Annotated in this window: 23 protein-coding genes and 2 tRNA genes; 16 read left to right on the top strand and 9 right to left on the bottom strand. The window is 32.4% G+C overall.

The window, feature by feature from the left end; all coding sequences use genetic code 11:
- On the top strand, positions 1-1,489 hold a 1,489-nt coding region (locus ACWVCY_RS14080; RefSeq protein WP_455143620.1), incomplete at its 5' end, for an ATP-binding protein.
- 69 nt (positions 1,490-1,558) lie between these two features.
- On the top strand, positions 1,559-1,699 hold the full coding sequence (locus ACWVCY_RS14085) for a hypothetical protein (protein ID WP_455143622.1): 141 nt from the start codon (positions 1,559-1,561) through the stop codon (positions 1,697-1,699).
- A 31-nt stretch (positions 1,700-1,730) separates the two neighbouring features.
- Here the strand turns inward: ACWVCY_RS14085 and ACWVCY_RS14090 are convergent, their stop codons facing one another.
- Complete coding sequence (locus tag ACWVCY_RS14090; protein ID WP_455143624.1) at positions 1,731-2,393, bottom strand: hypothetical protein; 663 nt, start codon at positions 2,391-2,393, stop codon at positions 1,731-1,733.
- A gap of 253 nt (positions 2,394-2,646) precedes the next feature.
- On the opposite strand from ACWVCY_RS14090, the gene ACWVCY_RS14095 reads away from it, so the two are divergent.
- The gene (locus ACWVCY_RS14095; protein ID WP_455143626.1) at positions 2,647-3,252 is read left to right on the top strand and encodes a 30S ribosomal protein S3ae; all 606 of its coding nucleotides are present in this window, start codon (positions 2,647-2,649) and stop codon (positions 3,250-3,252) included.
- Here ACWVCY_RS14095 and ACWVCY_RS14100 read toward each other — a convergent pair.
- The 4 genes from ACWVCY_RS14100 to ACWVCY_RS14115 all read right to left on the bottom strand — a co-directional run bounded on the left by ACWVCY_RS14100 (position 3,242) and on the right by ACWVCY_RS14115 (position 6,452).
- Entirely contained in the window at positions 3,242-3,508 is a 267-nt protein-coding gene (locus ACWVCY_RS14100) for a KEOPS complex subunit Pcc1 (protein WP_455143628.1), read from the bottom strand. The two genes, ACWVCY_RS14095 and ACWVCY_RS14100, sit on opposite strands and share 11 nt — an antisense overlap.
- Complete coding sequence (locus tag ACWVCY_RS14105; RefSeq protein ID WP_455143630.1) at positions 3,501-4,904, bottom strand: DHH family phosphoesterase; 1,404 nt, start codon at positions 4,902-4,904, stop codon at positions 3,501-3,503. The genes ACWVCY_RS14100 and ACWVCY_RS14105 overlap by 8 nt, the downstream gene beginning before the upstream one ends.
- Positions 4,905-5,015: 111 nt before the next feature.
- Entirely contained in the window at positions 5,016-5,921 is a 906-nt protein-coding gene (locus ACWVCY_RS14110; protein WP_455143632.1) for a coiled-coil protein, read from the bottom strand.
- A 72-nt stretch (positions 5,922-5,993) separates the two neighbouring features.
- Positions 5,994-6,452, bottom strand: coding sequence for a 30S ribosomal protein S15 (locus tag ACWVCY_RS14115; protein ID WP_455143634.1), 459 nt, complete (start codon positions 6,450-6,452; stop codon positions 5,994-5,996).
- A gap of 138 nt (positions 6,453-6,590) precedes the next feature.
- On the opposite strand from ACWVCY_RS14115, the gene ACWVCY_RS14120 reads away from it, so the two are divergent.
- The 9 genes from ACWVCY_RS14120 to ACWVCY_RS14160 all read left to right on the top strand — a co-directional run bounded on the left by ACWVCY_RS14120 (position 6,591) and on the right by ACWVCY_RS14160 (position 12,367).
- Entirely contained in the window at positions 6,591-7,181 is a 591-nt protein-coding gene (locus ACWVCY_RS14120; RefSeq protein ID WP_455143636.1) for a non-canonical purine NTP pyrophosphatase, read from the top strand.
- Positions 7,181-7,912, top strand: coding sequence for a DUF434 domain-containing protein (locus tag ACWVCY_RS14125; RefSeq protein WP_455143638.1), 732 nt, complete (start codon positions 7,181-7,183; stop codon positions 7,910-7,912). The genes ACWVCY_RS14120 and ACWVCY_RS14125 overlap by 1 nt, the downstream gene beginning before the upstream one ends.
- A gap of 54 nt (positions 7,913-7,966) precedes the next feature.
- Positions 7,967-8,197 (top strand) — tRNA-Trp (locus tag ACWVCY_RS14130).
- 375 nt (positions 8,198-8,572) lie between these two features.
- Complete coding sequence (gene rpl12p, locus ACWVCY_RS14135) at positions 8,573-8,872, top strand: 50S ribosomal protein P1 (RefSeq protein WP_455143640.1); 300 nt, start codon at positions 8,573-8,575, stop codon at positions 8,870-8,872.
- A 277-nt stretch (positions 8,873-9,149) separates the two neighbouring features.
- A tRNA-Ala gene (locus ACWVCY_RS14140) sits at positions 9,150-9,243 on the top strand.
- Positions 9,244-9,283: 40 nt separating this feature from the next.
- Complete coding sequence (locus ACWVCY_RS14145; protein ID WP_455143642.1) at positions 9,284-10,336, top strand: helix-turn-helix domain-containing protein; 1,053 nt, start codon at positions 9,284-9,286, stop codon at positions 10,334-10,336.
- Between the two features lie 241 nt (positions 10,337-10,577).
- Positions 10,578-11,030, top strand: coding sequence for a hypothetical protein (locus ACWVCY_RS14150; protein WP_455143644.1), 453 nt, complete (start codon positions 10,578-10,580; stop codon positions 11,028-11,030).
- A gap of 428 nt (positions 11,031-11,458) precedes the next feature.
- Positions 11,459-11,770 (top strand): 30S ribosomal protein S10, encoded by a 312-nt coding sequence (gene rpsJ / locus ACWVCY_RS14155; protein ID WP_455143645.1) that lies wholly within the window; start codon positions 11,459-11,461, stop codon positions 11,768-11,770.
- A 21-nt stretch (positions 11,771-11,791) separates the two neighbouring features.
- Positions 11,792-12,367: a 30S ribosomal protein S7 gene (locus tag ACWVCY_RS14160; protein ID WP_455143647.1), complete on the top strand. Its 576-nt coding sequence runs from the start codon at positions 11,792-11,794 to the stop codon at positions 12,365-12,367.
- Positions 12,368-12,403: 36 nt separating this feature from the next.
- On the opposite strand, the gene ACWVCY_RS14165 is transcribed toward ACWVCY_RS14160, so the two are convergent.
- The 3 genes from ACWVCY_RS14165 to ACWVCY_RS14175 form a co-directional block, all read right to left on the bottom strand.
- Positions 12,404-13,735 (bottom strand): GTP-binding protein, encoded by a 1,332-nt coding sequence (locus tag ACWVCY_RS14165; protein ID WP_455143649.1) that lies wholly within the window; start codon positions 13,733-13,735, stop codon positions 12,404-12,406.
- Between the two features lie 71 nt (positions 13,736-13,806).
- Positions 13,807-15,336, bottom strand: coding sequence for a GTP-binding protein (locus ACWVCY_RS14170; protein ID WP_455143651.1), 1,530 nt, complete (start codon positions 15,334-15,336; stop codon positions 13,807-13,809).
- Positions 15,337-15,867: 531 nt separating this feature from the next.
- Positions 15,868-16,881 (bottom strand): hypothetical protein, encoded by a 1,014-nt coding sequence (locus ACWVCY_RS14175; protein WP_455143652.1) that lies wholly within the window; start codon positions 16,879-16,881, stop codon positions 15,868-15,870.
- A 229-nt stretch (positions 16,882-17,110) separates the two neighbouring features.
- Between ACWVCY_RS14175 and ACWVCY_RS14180 the strand changes: the two genes are divergently transcribed.
- Both ACWVCY_RS14180 and rsmA read left to right on the top strand, forming a co-directional pair.
- On the top strand, positions 17,111-17,728 hold the full coding sequence (locus ACWVCY_RS14180) for a DUF655 domain-containing protein (RefSeq protein ID WP_455143654.1): 618 nt from the start codon (positions 17,111-17,113) through the stop codon (positions 17,726-17,728).
- Complete coding sequence (gene rsmA / locus ACWVCY_RS14185; RefSeq protein ID WP_455143656.1) at positions 17,725-18,594, top strand: 16S rRNA (adenine(1518)-N(6)/adenine(1519)-N(6))-dimethyltransferase RsmA; 870 nt, start codon at positions 17,725-17,727, stop codon at positions 18,592-18,594. Before ACWVCY_RS14180 ends, rsmA begins: the two co-directional genes overlap by 4 nt.
- Before the next feature lies 1 nt (position 18,595).
- On the opposite strand, the gene ACWVCY_RS14190 is transcribed toward rsmA, so the two are convergent.
- A complete protein-coding gene (locus tag ACWVCY_RS14190) occupies positions 18,596-18,874 on the bottom strand; it encodes a hypothetical protein (protein ID WP_455143658.1) in 279 nt (92 codons plus the stop codon).
- A 424-nt stretch (positions 18,875-19,298) separates the two neighbouring features.
- On the opposite strand from ACWVCY_RS14190, the gene ACWVCY_RS14195 reads away from it, so the two are divergent.
- Positions 19,299-20,099, top strand: coding sequence for a DNA-directed RNA polymerase subunit D (locus tag ACWVCY_RS14195; RefSeq protein WP_455143660.1), 801 nt, complete (start codon positions 19,299-19,301; stop codon positions 20,097-20,099).
- A gap of 13 nt (positions 20,100-20,112) precedes the next feature.
- Complete coding sequence (locus ACWVCY_RS14200) at positions 20,113-20,475, top strand: 50S ribosomal protein L18e (protein WP_455143662.1); 363 nt, start codon at positions 20,113-20,115, stop codon at positions 20,473-20,475.
- Positions 20,476-20,492: the final 17 nt, after the last annotated feature.

The following is a 20,492-nucleotide window of genomic DNA, read 5'->3' on the forward strand; positions in this document are numbered from 1 at the left end:
CACTTCTGATTCGCCTAGTTTAGAAAAAATCGAAGTGATTCTAGAAAAAGACTCTTCCTTGATAATAGAAAGAGGACAATTTGTTACAATTCCCAAAAATGAAAAAATCGAAGTCATAGGACTCATTAGTGGGATAAAAAAATATAATGCATATTATGAAACACTAGGAGCTAGTGCTCACGAAATTGCTTCTCGTGATTACCATAATATTTTTCCAATTAATGAATGGGAGAATACTATTGCTGAAATTAAACCTCTAGGGGAGTTGGATATTGAAAAAGAGGTTGTTTCAAGAGTTAAGTATCCTGTTTCTCCAGGTTCGAAAGTATTTAGATCATCCCCTCACAGTATTGAAGTATTCTTAGGATTAGATAAAAATGGGCTACATTTAGGATTTCTCCAAGCAAATGAAGTAGATATTAAGTTAAATATTTCCCGATTGCTTCGTAAACATCTGGCAATTCTAGCTATTTCAGGAGCTGGGAAGTCTTACGCTGCTTCTGTTCTTCTAGAAGAGATTTTACAATATGGTAAATTAGGAGTGATTCTTATTGATCCCCATGGAGAATATTCCAATATTTTTAACACTTCTGAATATAAGGAGAATATAGAAGTCCTTAGTGGATCTTTAATTTCTATCGGTGTCCCAGAACTATCTGCATGGGATATTTCAGAATTTATACCTGAAATGTCAGTCGTTCAGACAAGAGTTTTGGAGGGGATTATTACAAATATCAAAAAAATGAATTTGGGACATTATTCTATCTTAGAATTAATAAAACAATTAGAGATAACAGAAGGAGTAAATCCTAGAACACGAGAAGCAATGGTTGGCTGGTTACTTTCCCTTCATCGCACATATTTATTCTCACCAGAATCAAATCTAGACTTCCAAAATTTAATATCACCTGGTAAAACAGTTATTTTAGATCTTTCTGATCTTCAGAGTTTTAGAGCAAGAAGAATCCAGGCATTATATTTCCTTAAAAGCCTTTATTCGTTACGTATTCAAAACAAGATACCTCCGATAGTGTTCATGATTGAGGAAGCGCATCAATTTTGTCCTGAATCCTCTAGATCAGTTTCAAAAGGTATTATAGAGACCATTGCCCGTGAGGGTAGAAAATTTTACTGTAGTTTATGTTTAATTTCTCAAAGACCGGTAAATTTATCTGTAACAGCTCTTTCCCAATGCAATTCTAATTTAATTCTTCGAATCCGTAATCCTTACGATTTAGATTTCATTGGAAAAACATCAGAGGGTATTGATCGATCAATATTGAAAATGTTACCAGATCTAGAGGTCGGGGAAGCATTAATTGTTGGAGAAGGAATAAATTACCCAATTTTTTTCAGGATTCGTGCTAGAAAACACCATGGCACATCAATTTCACCAAACCTTCAACAAACTGCAGAATCTTATGCAAAGAAATGGCAATTTAATAATTCAGTTAATTTTGAAAGGATTTCTAGATCTGAAGATAAATAAATAATTTTTAAGTTTGATCAGATAGATAAGAATGAGTACTTTTTTCAATAATTATGGAGTTCTTCAGTTATGGCTCTCTTAGATTGGTTCTATGCCACATTTATTGCTAGTATTTTAGTTATAATTGCTCTTTTGTTAGTTCTATTTTACATTCTTTTTTATAATGAAGAGGATGAAGAATTAGAGGAGGAAGAGGAGAAAAAAGATTAATATTCTTCTTTTTATTTATCCTCCTTTTTTGTTATTTCGTAGAGTTAAAATTTTTTATTTGATTAACAAATTGATCTATAAAATTATCAGGATATTGATAAATCCAATCTAGATCCAACAAGAATCCTTTCAAACCTAGATTTAATACTTTATTCAGTTCTTTTTCATTTAAAATCGGTGCATAAAGGATCGGAGTTATTCTTGCATTTTCTATTCTTACTCTTTTAATGTGATTATCAATAATTTCTGGATTTATTTTTTCTATCGTCGTACTCATTCTTGAAAGTTCCTCAGGAGTAAAAGCAATTCCATTTGGATCTAATTTTGACACTGCAGCGGAAATCGCTTCGTTCCCTGTACAAATTATTGTTATCAATTGTCTGTTACGTGCATGTCTTATGGTAGATTCAAGGTTCACCAGTGTAACGTTATCTTTCGCGGTATCTATAATTACTCCCGATAATCCTTGTCTTTTTATTTCATCAGGAGATAATGGTATTCCTGGGTAAAGAACAGGGTTTGAAAATTCTTCGACAAAAGTAAATAAACTTGAAATTGGTGGTATAAATCCAATCGTAAAGTCTTTATTCTTTGAAGTTTCAACTGCATATTCAACTAGATTCTTACTTTTTTCATCATTCCAGATTTGCTCATTTATTCTTAAAATTAAGAAGGATGAAGTAAAACCTTTCATTTAAATCACTTGATTAACAAAAAGGGTATTATGACATTAAGGTATTTGTATTTATAAAAATGCGATATCTTCTAAAGATTTTTACTTTCTTTAGAATTCTTCGCATTTAGAATTTTGAATTGATTAATTTAAAGATCTGTAGTTATTATTTTTGTTATAAGGGAGTATATTAAAAAGAGAAGAATTTAAAGATTAGTCTTAATCTCCCCTATATGTAAATATTTGACGAGAAAGCATAAGGAGAAAAATTTGTTTGAGTCGTCGTTCACGTTCAGCTCGTAGAATGGTAGATAAATGGTCTGCAAAGGAATTATATCAGATTTACACCCCCCCAGGTTTTCTAGAGGGTGAAGAAAGGATAATTGGAGAGTCTCTTACTGATGATCCTAATAAATTAATTGGAAGAGTTATAGAGATTTCCTTATCAGATATTAATAATGATTATTCAAAGATGCACGTTAAGATTCGTTTTCAAATAACAGAAGTTATAGGTAATAATGCAAAAACACGGTTTAAAGGTCATTCTTTTGCTCGAGATTATCTCAGATTTCTAGTTCGACGTAGAAGAACTCGAATTGATAGTATTAGCACAGTTAAAACAAAAGATGGAATTCCTTTTCGAATAACTGCAACAGGCTTTACTCAACACCGATCAAAAACCAGTCAAAAAGATGCAATCCGTCGTAAAATGCTTAAGGTTGTAGCAGAACAGGCTAATGAACTTACACAAGATGAATTCATTCGCGATGCTACTGGAGGAAAACTAGGCTCCGTTGTATATCATGAGTGTAAGAACATTTATCCTCTCAAAAGTGTCGAAATTCAAAAATCCAAAATCCTAAAGCCAATTAATCCTTAGATTTTCCTTTTTTTCCTACTTCTATTATTTCTTCTGAGAGGGAAAGGCTAGATATTATATCATTTGCTGTAGCTACAGCAGTTTCGATTTTTTCCATCCTTTTTGACGTAATTTTCAGTGTTGTCTTAGATACTTTCGATATAAGAATCATTGGTTCTTTTGCTAAATTGTCAGGCCTTAGAGCACTATTTATCAGTTTTGCCATTAGTTCATCTGGGTAATCTACTTGAATAATCAAATTAATTTTTTTAATCATTTTGATTTCTCACCTTCATTATAGTTTCATTAATCTCCCAAATAATCTCATCAATTTTATTTTCCGAAACTATTGCTCCTGCCGCGTCTGAATGGCCTCCAACTTCAGTATTGGGTTCAATATTTGAGATAACTTTCTTCAAAATCGATACTAAGTCAAAATTAGCATTTTGGTTGGTATTATTTCTGAAACTTAGTTTAACCCGCTCATTTGAGGTTTTAGCAATTCCAAGGATTGGTTTGAGTTTAAATTCCTTCTGATAGCTGAGCATTGAGGTAATACGTCCTATAAATTTCTCATTTATTTTTGGTCTACCATCAAGGACATAAAGAGCTGTTTTTTCAGTAATATTTCCTTCAGATTTCGCAAATTGTAAATTCTCAGATATAATCTTCCTATCTTCCTTAATAATCTGTTTTAGTTCTCTCAAAGCTGTAGATCTATCTCCTGAACACAAAGCAATCCCAATATCAGCTCTATCCAACCTTCCACATGCGTTTAATCTAGTTGCAAAGACTCTTGCGTCTTCCAATTCGACAATTTCTTCATTTAATAAGCGATAATCTGTTTTAATTATTTCTCTTTGTTCCACTCCATATTCTATTAATTTAGAAGCAATATTCTTACATTCATCATATGATAAATCATAGAAAATTCGTTCTCTATCTTTATCATACAATTGAATCCCTGAATCCTCTAAAAAAGATTCAAGTTCAATCTCATTATTAAACTCAATTAATCTACTTGACCAGAGGACACTTTTTATTGACCGTGATCTGTCAAAGAACCACACAGCTTCAGTTTCATTAATTTGATTTGTCTTTATAGCATCATTTACTATTTGCTTGTTTAAACCAAGTAGACTTGATTTTTCTCCTTTATCTTGGTAATCACCTAGAGCACCAATTATTGCCAATTTTGCTTGATCTATATTTCTAGGATTCATTTCTTTGGCTATAAGATAAGCAATTCCAGATCCACTAATTTCTGAACTACCATCAATAGAATAAATATGAGGATTAAGTAGTTCTACATGTTTTGGGATTTGAATATTCTCTTCAAGATAATGATGATCTATGATAAATACACTTTTTTTTTCATCCCAATTTGAAAAGCCATCTATCACACCTGAACCTAAATCCAAAAAAATTACCGTTATTTCACCTTGATTAATTCTATTAATTTTTTCTAAAGCGGAATACTCGAGATGTTTTAAGATTTGAATCTGATAAGGTATTTTTTCCCGTGCCAAAGCAGTCCCAAGTATTGTTGCTGCTGTTAATCCATCAGGATCATAATGAGAGAAGATTAAAAACGGAAAAAGGTTATAAGCCTTTGAAAGAAGACTTCTAGCAGTTTGATTACACACTTGGAAGAATTCCTCATATGATCCCATGCAAATAACACCATAGCTAGAGATTTGAAGATTTACTTGAAATTTTATATTGGATTTAGTTAATAGGAAAACCCAATTCCTTATGTATTATTAACAAAGTTAAATCTTTATTTAGATTAACCCTTTATCTATTAAAGTCCTAAATTCCTCAAATGATAATTTTCTTCCTTCCTCAAACTTCTTCCGTGCGTCTTCAGTTTTCTCTTCGAGCTTTTCCTTTCGATGAGCATCCTGTTTAGCCCTGACTTTTTGTTTACTTTTATTTATATCTTGACGAATTCTGTTTATCTCACGTAGATAATTTAGATATTCATTATGGACTGAATTTGCTTGTTTTTTAGCATCGATAAATTGAGCATGTAGATCATCCGCTTGTTTTCTCATTACATCAGCGTTTTTAAATGCTTGAATCATAGTTTTATGATGAAAACGGCTTTCGCGAGCCATTGATCTTAGTTCATTTTCTAATGACCGCATTTTTCCTTTAAGTACATTAATTCGATTATTAAAAGTTCTTAAATCTCTTGATATGACATCAGTTTCTCTTACTTCTCGGAATTTTTGCTCTAATCTTGCAATCTGCTCAACTATTTCTCTCTCCTCATTAATTGATAAGTTTGATGTTGTTTGAATTTTCCATTCAAGTTCTTGTATCTCATGACGAATTTTTTTGGCAGAAATGTCTACTCGACGAGAATGTGTATTTCCCTTGACATTTAATCCTTCAAGTTGCCCATTTAGTCCTTCTGCTTGCTTTTCAAATCCTTCGAGTTCTTTTAATAATAAAGTTTTGTTTTCTTTAAGTGCTGTGATCTTGTCATTACAGTTATCTCGTTTTTCACGTTCTTCTTTCGCAGTTGCTATTAGCTCTTTTACCTGTTCATTAAGTGAATTTCGTTTATTTGCAATTTCAGTTACTTTTCTATTAATCCCTTCACGCTGATGCTTTATATCACGAGCAATAGCTTCCATATTGGAAATCTTTAGCAATTGCGATTCTATATCTTGTTCTAACAAGAGATAACCTTCGTTGGATTTTTAAAGCTTGATCCTATTTTGATTAAGAATATTTGAAAATTTTTTTGATTTTTAACGTAGATATAGGGTTGCGTTTGAGGGTTCATATTTAAAATCTGAATCAAAAACCCCTTTCTTTTTATAATATCTTGTTAATCGTCGAATTTTAGATTCAACTAGCTGTAGTCCTCGTCTAGAATGCTTATCTTTCTTATTCCCACTTTCTAGATGATTTCTAAGGTTTAATGCTTGACGTACGAGATTTAGGAAATCTTCAGGCATTTTTGGTCCTAGATCATTCTCCTTCATGATTTTCGTAACTGACCTTCCTGTAATCTTTTTTATGCTAGGTATCGCATAAGCATCACGTAAGATCAATCCAATTTGTGCTGACCCTAAACCTTCTCTTGCTTTATCGATAACTAGTTTTTCAATTTCTTCGGGAGAATAAGGAACCCATTCTGGAGTTTTTCTCCATATTGGTCTTGTAGATCCGCTTTTTCCTTTTCTTCTTGCATGCATTCGGGCCATTAAATCTTCCACCGAGGCTACATATAAATAAATTTACTTTGATGTTTAATTCTTCTTTTAACTGTTATTAGCAGTCATTTAAAGGAGAATTGAATTACTTCATAAATCTTATTTCATATTTTAAAAGTTGAAATCATTATGGAGAATTTACCAAATAGTATTGAAATTGGATTTGTTTCGAGCAATGTGCAAAAATATAAAGAGATTTACAAAGTTTTTCTTCAGAAATCTAAAATACAACTAAAATTTCTGAATATGATTTTGAGTGAAATTCAATCTGATAGTCTTGAAGAAATCGCAAAATTTTCTTTAAAAACTTGTTTTCAAAAGGATTTCACCATCCCTTATTTTGTTGAGGATTCAGGTCTTTTTATTGAAACCTTAAATGGGTTTCCAGGGCCTTATTCCTCCTATGTCCTAAAAACAATTGGATTATGGGGAATTTTAAAACTTCTAGAAGAGAAAGATAATCGGAAAGCCTTTTTTCAATCTTCTATCGCGTTGTACTTTAATAAAAAGATATATTTATTTACAGGAAGGGTAAATGGTATTATTTCAGCATCAGTTTCCAAATCAGGATGGGGTTATGACCCTATATTTATCCCTTCAAAAGGAGATGGGAAAACATTTGGTGAATTAGGAGAGAAAAAATATAGCCTCTCGCACCGGTATTTAGCTGTTTGTAAACTAATTTCATTTTTAAATGAAGAGTATAAATTGGGATCCTAATGCAAGATTATCTAGATATTCTAGAATCGACTTCTATCCTTTTTAAGGCTTATCGTGAAATTATATTTCTTCTTGATCAAGGTTATCCTAAAAGAACCACACTTAATTTTGTAGCAAATCGTTACAGTTTAAAAAGTAATTTAAGAAATATCTTAAACCGATCTGCATTTTCAGAAAATGAAGCTATAAGAATTAATAGTTTAGTTCTTAAATCCACTGTTCAACTTATGAATAAAATATTATATATTGACGCTTATAATCAACTTGTCACTTTTTTTTCATTAATTATGAATGAGCCCCTTATCATAAGTCGTGATGGGTTATATAGAGATATTTTTTCATCAATTCATCCTAAAGAGAAATTTGCAATCGATGAAAACTTAATTCAAGTTTATATTGAGGGGCTAAAAAAATTGGAACCAAAACAGGTAATTTTTTATCTTGATGCTCAGAAAAGTCATAGTCGTATCCATAAATACTTAATTGAATCAAAATTGCAGCAATTAGGAGTTTCTGGCTCAGCTATATGTTTAAAATCAGTTGATAAGCAATTAAAACAAATAGAAAATGACATTATTTTAACACATGACTCTATCATTCTACTTACTGGAAAAATAACCTTCGATTTTACTCATTGGTATCATCAAGGTTTTAAAAAGGATATTTATCCAACTTATTTTCCCCTGAATTTTCAAAACATTACTTGGCGTGATTTCAACGAAAATTTTTAATAAGATGTATTGAATTTAATTATATCGGGAATGTACATGTTTCCCACGCGTAGTGGGCACGTAGCGAAGCTAGGGGCCTCGCGTTATGTTAGCGAGACCGGATAAGTATCGCGCCGGGCTCCAGAACCCCCCAATGAACTACACTGGGTTTACTGAGACTCATGATGAAGTTCTGGAAAAATGAGGAAACTCGGTGTCACCTCTGCACGTTGCAGGGTGTCCGAAAATCGTCGGTTCAAAATTGAGAAAAAATTCCTTTCCTTAATGAAATTCCGACCGTGCCCACTCAATTTTTATATTATTTCTTCGAAATCATTAATTATTACATCAAAAAAATATCTATATTATAAAATTTGATATTTTCCTTAAACAGATGTTTTTTATTTTACTAAAAAACCTTTTAATATCTATACTTTTTATTTTTAACCCAGCAATAGTTTTTATTTATTTCATATATCCAATTTCTGGATTATTACTTTTCTCAAAGGGGAGTTAAACAGATAAATATCGTATCGAAAATGCCAGAAACAGAAAATAAATGGTTCTTAGTAACAATTTATGCATTCAAATACTACACAAAACCCTTTAGTGTTAGTAGAATAAAATTAACATCATTAAATACAAAGAACTGTTTGATAATAAATCTGGAAGTGACTTTAATTGGAATATTTACATGCTGCATTGGTTTTACATTCATCTGGCAAAGAAATAACAGAAAAAGGAATTGAAGCTATTCTTAAAGCTGCCGGCGCTAAACCGGATGATTCTAAGATAAAAGCTCTTGTTGCTACTCTAAGTGGAATAAACATTGAAGAAGCTATTAAAGGAGCTTCTCTCATGTCTGCAGCCGCTCCGACAGTATCTTCTACAACAGAGACTAAAAAAGAGGACAAAGGTGCAGTAGAAGAAGAAAAAGAAGAAGAGGGCGATGATTTAGGATTATCCTCTCTATTTGGGTAACCAAATCAATTTTCTTTTTTCTCACATTTTTTATTTTTTTAAGTATTAGGATTCATTCGCAACTTTAATATCAAATGTAGAGTTGTTTATCCAATATTTTTGTCTCTACACTATCTTTTTAAATTGATTAATGATTTTGGGTGTGTAAATTCGAATGGTGGAGAATAGAAAAAAATTTTAGTACCTAAAATAGATTGTAAGAATAGATGAACTCCAATATTCTTTCCTAGTATAACTTAATCTAAACATGATAATGCAGATATTTCATCGCAAATCAGGGCCGATGGTGAAGTTGGTATCACGCCACCTTCGCAAGGCGGAGTTCACCCCATAGTGACCGTATACCCCGGGTTCAAATCCCGGTCGGTCCATCTTATATACAAAATTGAATATTAGAATCTTGGAATTGCTATGGCTTTACAGGAACCTGTTACTAAAAATTTATTGATTGATCTTTCCAAAGTGGAGTTTTTAAAGGCGGGGTACTCTTTATGGGAGGATAGTGGTAAATCCCAAGCATTTGATTATATTGCAGTTGAAGATTCGAATTTAGATGTATCTCAAACACCAAATAAAATAATTACTAAAAATATCGTTGATTTCGATTTTTTTAAAAAACACGTTTCCATCCAATTATTATTAATCTCGAAGTTAATCTCAGGTGTTCCTTTATTAATTGGTCTGTATTCATCTGGAAAAGAGATTTCGGATCTCACCCTTTATCGACGTCATAATATCTCTGCTATATCGTTAGAAACCTTACGTAAACTTTTACATTCAGAGAGAGGCTCAAAGTTTCTGAAAATTTCAAAATTTGCCCATCGCGGAGGAATATTTGTAAATTTATCACATGATCTTTTTAAAGAGCGTCGTGAAAGGTTAAAGCTAGAGATGAGCATTATTTCCAACCTCACTGGAATTTCTCGTCATGCTTTATATCGTTATGAGAAAGGTGAGAGTTTCCCTAAAATTGAAAGCTTTATATTACTCTCTGAAATTTTAGGAGAGGATCTTGATGTTCCTATCGAGATTTTCGAAGTTAAGACAGAAAACATAACACAAGAAACGTTAAATAATTTTAAATTACCACGATCAAAATTACAAAAAGAGGTTGCAGATTATCTTGCTGAAAAAGAATTTAGTGTACTTTGGTTCAAATCGGAGCCTTTTGATGGTTTATCAGAACCAAACATAGAAGGAAACCTAAACATCAGGAAAAAAAATTCTTTTCCTATTCTAACTGGGGTTGCTACTCCTGATGAATCTATAAATTCAAATCGTATTCAAACCATTGAGAGTTTATCAAGATTTTTGAAAAAAAAGGCATTCTGGTTTACTGAGGATGAAAATATTTCTAATAGCACTTGTATTGAAGATCTCTCATTTAAAATTCTACATATATCTGATTTAGAAAGTATGCCTCCAGAGGAATTTTTTAAATTAATTAAAAGTGAGAAAACCTAGAAATAGCGATTTTCAAATAATATTTGACTTTTAGTAAAAATAAATTACTAGTCGAAAGGAAATTAAGTTTAATTCAGAGCGTCTAATATCGTATAATTACAATAAAAGCCAGACTCTAAGATGTCAATCACAAGCTTAATAGTAATTCCAGAGATTACAAGCTATTTCAGAATAATTTAAATAAATAAAGCAATAATCTGAAGATAAAAACTCTTATTAAGACGAGAAAAAGGGAAAAAAAGTGTCAAAAAAACAAAATGATAAAGAAACCGAAAAAACTCAAGTTATCCCATGGATTCCAGGTTTTAAAAGACCTAATATTGATTTTCGTATCCCTGATATTGAGTTACCATATGAAGCTCCTCATAAATATCTATTAGCCATTACTTTGTTTGCGGTGGTATTCATACTAGCTGGTGGGATTTATGATCTTGCCGAAAATCCTCTTCCTATGGGTCAAACAGCGAATGCATTAGTTCCCATTTTTCGATCTTCTAGTGAGCAATTTCTCGTTGAATCTTTAATAGCTGCTTTATTCTTTGGAATTGGAACAGGAGGATTGTATCTGATTCATTACTCTACAAGATTTGCATATGATATAAGAACGTCATTAACTTTATTATTCCTTGGTATTATCCTTACTATTGTTGCCTCTGGTGGTACGATTGTGATGTACGATTTTAAAACTACTTAATTTACTAATAAACCCAAAACCATCCGCTCTGCCGGGGTATCATATTTCTACCTCTACAAAGAAATTGAACTGAAAGCCAAGCGGACGGGTTAAGGTTTTAATTACCCTGTAGAACGGCGCTGGCCTTGAGTCTATAGATTGTTCAAGCTATAGATAGAAAGCCAGTGTACTCCTGTACTCGAGGGTTCAAATCCCTCCCCCGGCGTTAATATTGGTTTTTCAATGGCATTATTAATGTAATATTTACAGGATCATCTTAGAATTCTTCATTAATAATTATAATACATATGTGGATTTAGAAGAAGATCTAAATTCATCTAACTTCAATTACTATGTTAAAAGCCAATAATGCTTATAACCTCATATCAATCCCCCTAATCGAGCACTCTTGAAAGAGATAAAGCAAAATTCTTTAGGTGAATTATGATTTGGTTTCCGTAGCAAGGATTCGTTTAATGAGTACGGATGTAGGGCAACTTGATGGAATCTGTGATGAAATGAAGAGAATCTCAGAAAAATCAGGAGTTAAGATGAGAGGGCCTATTCCATTACCAACAAAAAAATTACGATTGCCTGTACGAAAATCCCCCAGCGGACAGGGTACAGCTACATGGGAAGATTATGAACTTCGTATTCATAAACGCTTGATTGACATAGATGCTGATGATAGAACCATGAGACAAATCATTCGATTAAATGTTTCCCGCTTAATTTTTGTAGAAATTGAATTACGTTCCTAAATTAGAAGAGGTTAGAAGTGAATGAGTTCTTCTGAAAATATGAAAATTTTTGATCTTTGGAACTGTGGAGAAGTAGAGGTTAAAGATATTAGTCTCGCTCGTTATATAAACTTAACAGATAGACTCGTGCCTCATAGTGCAGGCCGACATGAGCATAAAAGGTTTCACAAGTCTTATGTCCATATTGTAGAACGTCTAGCAAATAAATTAATGAGTCCAGGTAGAAATACTGGAAAGAAGCTCGTTGCCCTCAATGCAGTTAAAATTGCTTTTCATCTAATTGAATTAAAAACTAGTACTAATCCTGTTCAAGTATTAGTAGATGCAATTGTGAATTGTGCTCCAAGAGAAGAAACTACTAGAATATCATATGGTGGAATTGTTTATCATACTGCAGTTGATAGTGCTCCACAAAGAAGAGTTGATGTTGCTCTCAGGCTAATTGCAGATGCTGTACGAAAAACATCATTTAATAATATTAGGCCATTTGAAGAGATTTTAGCAGATCAGCTTATTATGGCGTCAACAAATAACCTAAATTCAAATGCTATTAAACGAAAGCAAGATATTGAACGTGTTGCATTAAGTGCTCGCTAAATCATCCTAAATAAGTTTTATTATGAATTTTATTTCCTATTTTTCGTACATTAAATCGTGGACAATACCAACAGCGATTGTTTGTCCAGAATGGCGTAAAATAAGTCGTCCGAGTTCTGGAAATTCATTGAATTTCTCGATAACGATTGGTGTATCTAATTTTATTTCAACTTGTACCAACTCATTAGGAAATGCGATTGTTATTCTTCCTTCAAATTCTCTTGGAAGGTTTTTATGTATTGGATTACTTTTAAGAATTTGGTTGATTTTAGAGATTTGACCTGTACTATACGATGCACCACAATGACAAACCACTGAGCTACCAGGTATCAATGTTCCTTCGAGTAAAAGTAAACGGGCTCTTATACTTGATGGATTTAGATAACTTTTCATCTGAGTTGCCAATACAAGGCCTTCTTCAAGCGCATCCTTATCAAAACTCTTTAAAAGAATAGATCCATGTTCTCCTGGTTTTATTTCTTCTCTTTTCTCGTCTTGAACCCAGATATCTTTGATTTCATCGTTAATTCCCTGAGGAAGAATAGTTATAGTATCACCAATCTTAAAAGATGCTCCCAAAGTTTTTCCTATTAAGAAAGTCCCGAATCCATGACGTTCGTCAACATCATAAGTTATGAACCTAGAAATTCCTTCACGCTTAGGAATCATTCCCTCAAGGCTATTCAAAGCTCCAATCAATGTAAGTCCTGAGTACCATGGCATTTTATCTGAGCTTTCTATTAAATTTTCCCCAAAATAACCACTAATAGGAACAATTGGTATTGAATCGAAATTCTTCATCCAAGGGGATTGAATTTCACTAAATAATTCCTTAATGCTCTTAACAGCTAATTTAAATGCTTCTTCCTGATAATTAACAAGATCCATTTTATTAATTGCTATAATAATCTGCCCAATACCTAATACCGATGCTAAAATTGCATGTTCTCTTGTTTGTCCTCCAGGATCATTTATTTTTCCTTTTTTTAAACCAGATTTCAAATCATTTGGAACAGCACTTAAGACAAGAACACATGCATCAGCCTGAGCAGCCCCCCTAATCATATTTCTAACAAAATCTCTGTGTCCTGGTGCATCAATAAGCATAAAATTTCTTTCTTGCGTTTTAAAGGGATAAAAAGCTATATCTGATGTAATTCCTCTCTTTTTTTCTTCAGGTAGTGAGTCTAATACATAAGCCCATTGCCATGATTCCATCTGATTCTGAATAGCTTCTTCCTTTAGTTTTTCGATGGTTCGGGGATCAATCACCCCTATCTGGGCCAATAAATGGCCTAAAGTAGTAGATTTACCATGATCTACATGACCTATCCAAATTAAAGAAATAGTTGGATTATAATCTACCATTACTAGGAGACACCAGAAAAATTGCACTATAAATTAATAAGAAAAAAGAGAGAAAAGTGGGAATAAGCAATCTAAGATGCATATTTCCCGAATTCTATTTTCTGAACTACCCCGACTGCAACGGTTTTTCCTGAATCCCTCAATGCAAAACGGCCTAAGGCTGGAGACTGAGATAAAGGTTCAACAACCATAGGATTAAGAGGAGTCATCCAAATCATGCCTCTATCACCCTGTTTTAACATATCTTTTTCTTGAACCTGTGTTACTCTACATGCGACTTGAGCTGTTCCACAATGAACTACTGGTGAGTAATTCTCATGAATACCCCAAACCTCATCCTTCTTCTTTCCTTTCTTACCTAAACCTCTTACTACTAGCACTAAAGAGAGAAATGCGTCTACATTAGGTCGAAGTGCTTTTGCGGGATTATTTGGTTCGCTTACAACTGCACCGCGGATAATATCTTTTGCAGCAATATTTTTAGTTTTAATATTAAAGCCAATGTTGTCTCCAGGTAATGCTTGTGGGATTTCTTTATGAAATTCTTGGAGTGTTTTAACAGAGATTTGCAGGGGCTCTATACTTTGCTTAGTTGGTGCAATGACCATTTCTGTATTTGGTTTTAAAATACCACTTGATACACGACCTGTTAAAACTGTACCTACTCCACCTATGTTCAATGTTTGTTGAATAGGAATACGTAATGGTTGTTTTGACAGTGTTTCCTTCCTAACAGCTGGAGACTCAAGTAAATCTAACGCATCCATCAAAGATGGGCCTTTATACCAAGATAATCCATCAAATCCAGCTTTAATATCCTCAGCTTCCTTTTCAAGAGATTCAATAAATTCTGCGTCTCCACCACCAGATTTAGCTGCTGCGATATGTCCTTCTAGGTTTTTAAGTGTTGTTTCTTTAGATAGAAGATTGACTCCTATTAAACCACTTGTTGGAACATATTTTATTGCTTCTAAACGACTTTCTTTGCCTTCAATTTGGAGGGCGGTCATTAATTGTGTAAAAACAGCATGGATTTGAGTTTTAATTTGTTCATATCTCTTCTGATCCCAATCCACAACGTCCATCTTGTTGATTGCCACAACGATATTGGTAACTCCAAGAGAGGTTAGTAATAGCATATGTTCGGTAGTCATTCCAATAACATTAGCATATTTTCCTGAAGCTGTTCCAGCAACCTTCGTTCCATCTTCAAATTCTCCTTTTCTTGCTGAAACAACAAGAATTGCAGCATCTGCCTGTGAGGCTCCAGTAATCATGTTTTTAATAAAGTCACTGTGCCCTGGTGCATCAATGAGATTATAAATATATTTATTGGTCTTAAATTCTTGGAAGGAAATGTTAATTGTGAGACCCCTTTCTCTTTCATCCATAAGGGGATCAAGAATCCATGCGTAGGACCAACTTCCCATTCCTTGGGCTTTACTTTCGTTAAAATATCTATTGGCAATTCGCCAAGGTTGTCGTTTCTTTTTAGGATCGTGAATCTGACCGAGTAAGAACAACATATGGCCAAGGCCAGTTGACTTACCATGATCAACATGTCCTGTGACCACTAGATTCATTCTTTCGAGATCTGCCATTATTATTCACCAAAATATTACTCGTATTAACACTTTAGGATTAAATATTTCATTACCGAGTGATATTTAAAATTTAATCCAACATATGAGCGACCCGATCCTCTCTTTATCTTACTTTTGTTTCCATGCTCTATATGAAAAATGGATTATAAATAACCGAAACAACGTGTTTTGTCTGGAAATCATCAGAAATTAAGATTTTTGCTTTAAAAGGGGAAATAGATCATTTTTTCTGAAATGTCAATTCTTTTGCCTTCTTCATATAGTAAGTAATCCCCTGAAAATAGCGTGTACGCAAATTTCAAACTAAAATTACCAGATTTAATAATACAGATTTACTTAAAATTATGGTTAATTTAACCCCATTTGAACTCCCTCAATAAGCATTGAATTTTTTTTTCTTTCTTTGCTATTGTAATTTTTTTGTATGGAAAGTATTAATTAAAACAAGTTTTACTCCTGAAAAATTAATCTATTATATTTTTACTTCAATGGGATTAAGTAGATCCTCTTTTCAAATTCAAATAGTTATTAACCTATTGACAGCTCCTGTTCAATTAGTGGTTTAATTAGAAGTAAAAAATGTTCTCTAAGAGTAAATTCTGCGATATCAAGTATCTTTGCAATATATTTTTGAGTTAATATTCCTCGTTTTGATCTTTTTTTATAACAATTTGGGAATACATTCTTTTGAGCTAGTAAGATATCAGAAGCAATAATCACAGCAGCAGCTAATATAAACGGATTTCTACCTCCTCGGTCAAACGAAGGAAATCGAGATAGAAGTTTTTTTGAGGTAAGCTTGAGGTAATGAAAATATTGATTCTTACTTACAACTACTTTTTTTTCCAGTCTCGTTAATATCTTGTTATCTTTTTGGAGACGACAGAGAATATTATCTAGATATTCCTCTGATTTCACATGACAAACTCGGATTCTAGCATGTTGTCTAATTAGAGAAGCGGCTTTAATTATATCTTTTCCTCTAATAACATAACCTTGACTTTGAGCAGTGGAAACCAATCGTGAAAGTTCAATGTTCTCTTTTCTAGATCTTAAAGATAGATAAATAGATCCAAGAACAATTCTTGATAATTTTATTTCTCTTTGAAGATGTGGATGGATCCTTTGGAATAGAAAGAGCGCATCTGCTTTAGTTGCATCTGTAATTTGTAAAGCACTACAAATTGTTGAAAGAAGATTGTATCCCCGATATTCCCTTTGTCTTCCGCTAAAATGAAGATAAATATCGTTTAATGATTTTAATCTACGAAACTGTCTTTTTGCAGATATCTTTAATGGAGATCCTTTGATATCAGCTAGGAAAGACTTACGATATGTTCCCACATATGTTCCAAGTGATTTAATATTTGCAGGCCTTTCACTTATTGAAGCATACTGACTACCATAACTTTTTTCTGCTTTTATAAGTTGAATTGCAGGATTTTCAAAAATACTATTTGCCACCAACCCACAATTTATACAAACTAAGTCTGACTCTGTTTGTACTAAATTTCCACCACACTCTAGACAGTTAAAATTCACATAATCACCAAGGAAAAAGATAGGAACCTTATATGTAAATTAAATACAGAATGAGAGACTGATGTGAAAATGAGAATTTTAAAAAGCTTAAAAAAAGTCAAAGAAAACATTAATTTCTTTTAAAATAAGAATGATATCGTTAAAGTAAAAAAGTCAAAGAAAAAAAGCTTATAAGATTTTAAAAGTGAAACCAAATGACTTCTTTATAACCCATTGAGGAAATTGATGGATGAAACAACGAGATATTAAACCTAAACGGGAAAATAGAGACTTAAAACCTAGATTTGAAGATTTAGGTACTGCTATCGTTATTGACTTTTATCCTCAAGGAAAATCATTGAGTCGGAGGCGTTCTGAGGATTTTAATCCCTTAGCTGTAGTTATAACGTCACAATGGTTCGAATTTTTCGATGTAACAATGACTGCAGGAACAGGCCTAAAAGTAAATGATGCAATAATGATTTCACCTAAAAATAAACGAATAATTAAGGTAAATCAAACATCTCTAAATCAAATCTCTAATTCAGCTAGTTCAATTCTAACTCAAGTTATTACAGAAATCATTAAGAACTCTGAGAAACGATTTATTCAATTCTTGAATCAAGCTCATCCCCTCACAACTCAAATGCATCAGTTACAGTTGCTTCCAGGGATTGGGAATAAAAGATTGTGGGCAATATTAGACACCCGTAAAAAAGCACCTTTTGAATCATTTGAAGATTTCTCAATTCGTACGGGAATATCTGATCCTATTTCCTTATTTGCCAATCGAATTCTCTCTGAATTAGATGGATCTCCAAAATATTTTCTATTTGTTAAAAAAAGAAAAACTCTTGATGAAGTTTGAAGGTATTAAATTTATTAGAATCTGGGGATTTAAGACAGTTTGTTAGAGAGATTTCAGATAAATATGCCCTTAGAATACGTAGATCTATTGGTCAGCATTTTATGATCGATAAAGGACTAATTGATCTTCTTATATTAAATTCTGAATTAAAATCAGATGATATTATAATAGAAATAGGAACAGGGATTGGAATTTTGACATATTTTTTACTGAAAAATTGTAAGAAAGTATATTCTTATGAAATTGATCCGTTATTAGCTTCACTCGTTCGGAAAGAGTTTATAGAATTCGATAAGAAACTGGATATCATCTCCGAGGATTTTTTAAAGACTGAGCTCCCTTTTCATCATAAAATTGTTTCAAATTTACCATATAATATATCATCTCCCTTTTTTCATAGAATTAGCGTGCTTAAACAGTCCCCTGAATTAATAGTAGTTACTTTGCAGAGAGAATTCGCAAAACACCTTTGTGCAGCCCCTGCAACTTCTAATTATAGTAAAATTTCAGTCTACCCCTCATATTTCTTCAAATTCAGAACTATAATTGAAGATATCTCTCCCCATTCTTTTTATCCATCTCCAAAGGTGTATTCAAGCATAATAAGAGGAGACTGTCTAAGTCCACCTGATGTTGTAAAAACTGCTGATTATATTAACTTTCTCAATCATCTATTTTGTCGAAAGCATAAAAAGGTAAAAAACAATCTTAAACCATATTTTAAGGAAAAATATTCGTTTAAATGGAAAAATTACTATTCGAGGTTAGACGAGCTAGAAAATATGGAGTCTCAGCCTATCAATCTTGATCGAGAAGAAATATTGTTGATTTATAATGATATCAGGAAAAACTTTCCTGAAAACTAAATTATGGTAAAAACGGATAAACTAAAGGTAATCCTGCTAAAAAAAATGGTACAGTTACTAAGAGAAATATTACTCCTGTAATTAACAAGTTAAATTCGAAATCCTTCTTATTTCTAATAAGTTTGTCACCTAATTGTAAAAGTATCATCGTTAATGAAATTGCTCTAACTATCCAAGCGACTAGAACGAGAGAAGTCCAAAATAGTTGATCACCAGATTCAATCAATAATTGCCAGCCATGGATATATTCATCCCATTGACCTAGGATTTTTAAAATCATTTTCAGAACAATCCTATTTTTTAAATTATCTGATAAAATTTTCTTATTAAATCCCTAATTATTGATTAGAGAAATATATCTTAATAATTTAAGGTTAATATCCTAAAAATAATTTAAATGATGAGAATAAATGGTAATATAGATTTGAAATAATCCTTTTTAAATTGTAAATATAAGTTCAGGAGTATTTTTCTCTTTTAATTCTAAGATCAAAATATTCTAGGTTGAATATTCGACTTTTCTTAGGAATAGAAACCATTTTCAGAAAAAAACATTTAAAGCTAAGGCAGATGTTGCCAAATCGGTAAAAAAAACTCTATGTAATTTATCAACAAAAAAATAAAGCTCTGAAGGCCTTTATTTCGATTGAAATTTACATAATATTAAAGAAAAAATAAATCCTTGTTAAAGCGGAAGTGTATACTTGGAACTTGAGATAATTGAACAACGGGAGAACTATATTAAGTTCATTCTCTCCGATGTAACTCCAACTTTCGCTAATTCATTACGAAGAATGATAATGAGCGAAGTACCTACGATGGCTATTGATGAAGTAATCATTATTGAGAATACTACACCGCTTTACGACGAGATAATCGCTCATCGACTAGGATTAATACCCTTAAAAACTGATCTTAACAGCTATGTAAGATCAGATGTCTGTTCCTGTAATGGTCAAGGTTGTACATCATGTGAAGTCTCTTTAACTTTGGAAAAAACTGGAACTCAAGAGGTTGAAGTTGTTTTTTCTAGTGATCTACTTTCTCAAGATCCTAAAGTTACTCCAGTATATTCTACAATACCTCTCCTTAAACTTGCTAAGAATCAAAAAATCTTCCTAGAAGCTATTGCTCGATTAGGTAGAGGAATGGATCACGCCAAATGGCAACCTGTATCAACAGTTTCTTATAAATATTTTCCTGTGGTTGAATTTAATTTAGATAATTGCACATATTGTGGGGATTGTGTTCAAGTCTGTCCTCGTGATATTATTAAAATCGAGGATGATAAAATTAAAGCAATTAATGTGATTAATTGTAGTTTGTGCAATCAATGTGTTGATATCTGTGAATTAGATGCTGTTAATGTCTCTACAACTGGAAAGGATTTTGTATTTTTAATTGAAAGCACTGGTTCTTTGAAAATAAAGGAAATTCTATTAGAATCTCTAAAAGTATTAAAAGAAAAGACTCAAACATTTAAGAAACACGTAGACGAATTTTAATGTGGGAAATAGAGTGACAATAAAAGGAAGAACTAATCCAAACATGGTATCCTTGATTGAAGAGCTAAAAGCTATATCTATAAGTCAAAATGTTATGATATGGTCTAGATTAGCTTCTGAATTATCTAAACCTAATCGAAAAAAACCTACAGTTAATTTGTCCCATTTAAATCGTATTTCTTCGTCTGGCGATATTCTTTTAATTCCTGGGAAAGTTCTGGGTTCTGGTGAATTCAATCATAAAATTGAGATAGCAGCTGAATCTTTTTCAGAGAAAGCACGTGCTAAGCTTAATAATTCAGGAAGCCAAATGTTTTCAATACGAGAGTTACTAACTAAATACCCTAAAGGATCAAATATACGAATAATAAAGTAGAAGGAAATGTGGTGATA

The organism is Candidatus Hodarchaeum mangrovi (assembly GCF_975850365.1).

What these genes read in the sequence shown, in the direction of transcription:
- ACWVCY_RS14085 (WP_455143622.1), top strand. Translation starts at nt 1,559, where the DNA reads ATGGCTCTCTTAGATTGGTTCTATGCCACATTTATTGCTAGTATTTTA.
- ACWVCY_RS14165 (WP_455143649.1), bottom strand. Translation starts at nt 13,735, where the DNA reads ATGGTAGATTATAATCCAACTATTTCTTTAATTTGGATAGGTCATGTA.
- ACWVCY_RS14090 (WP_455143624.1), bottom strand. Translation starts at nt 2,393, where the DNA reads ATGAAAGGTTTTACTTCATCCTTCTTAATTTTAAGAATAAATGAGCAA.
- ACWVCY_RS14180 (WP_455143654.1), top strand. Translation starts at nt 17,111, where the DNA reads ATGAAACAACGAGATATTAAACCTAAACGGGAAAATAGAGACTTAAAA.
- ACWVCY_RS14125 (WP_455143638.1), top strand. Translation starts at nt 7,181, where the DNA reads ATGCAAGATTATCTAGATATTCTAGAATCGACTTCTATCCTTTTTAAG.
- ACWVCY_RS14120 (WP_455143636.1), top strand. Translation starts at nt 6,591, where the DNA reads ATGGAGAATTTACCAAATAGTATTGAAATTGGATTTGTTTCGAGCAAT.
- ACWVCY_RS14115 (WP_455143634.1), bottom strand. Translation starts at nt 6,452, where the DNA reads ATGGCCCGAATGCATGCAAGAAGAAAAGGAAAAAGCGGATCTACAAGA.
- ACWVCY_RS14190 (WP_455143658.1), bottom strand. Translation starts at nt 18,874, where the DNA reads ATGATTTTAAAAATCCTAGGTCAATGGGATGAATATATCCATGGCTGG.
- ACWVCY_RS14100 (WP_455143628.1), bottom strand. Translation starts at nt 3,508, where the DNA reads ATGATTAAAAAAATTAATTTGATTATTCAAGTAGATTACCCAGATGAA.
- ACWVCY_RS14105 (WP_455143630.1), bottom strand. Translation starts at nt 4,904, where the DNA reads ATGGGATCATATGAGGAATTCTTCCAAGTGTGTAATCAAACTGCTAGA.
- ACWVCY_RS14160 (WP_455143647.1), top strand. Translation starts at nt 11,792, where the DNA reads ATGAGTTCTTCTGAAAATATGAAAATTTTTGATCTTTGGAACTGTGGA.
- ACWVCY_RS14145 (WP_455143642.1), top strand. Translation starts at nt 9,284, where the DNA reads ATGGCTTTACAGGAACCTGTTACTAAAAATTTATTGATTGATCTTTCC.
- ACWVCY_RS14170 (WP_455143651.1), bottom strand. Translation starts at nt 15,336, where the DNA reads ATGGCAGATCTCGAAAGAATGAATCTAGTGGTCACAGGACATGTTGAT.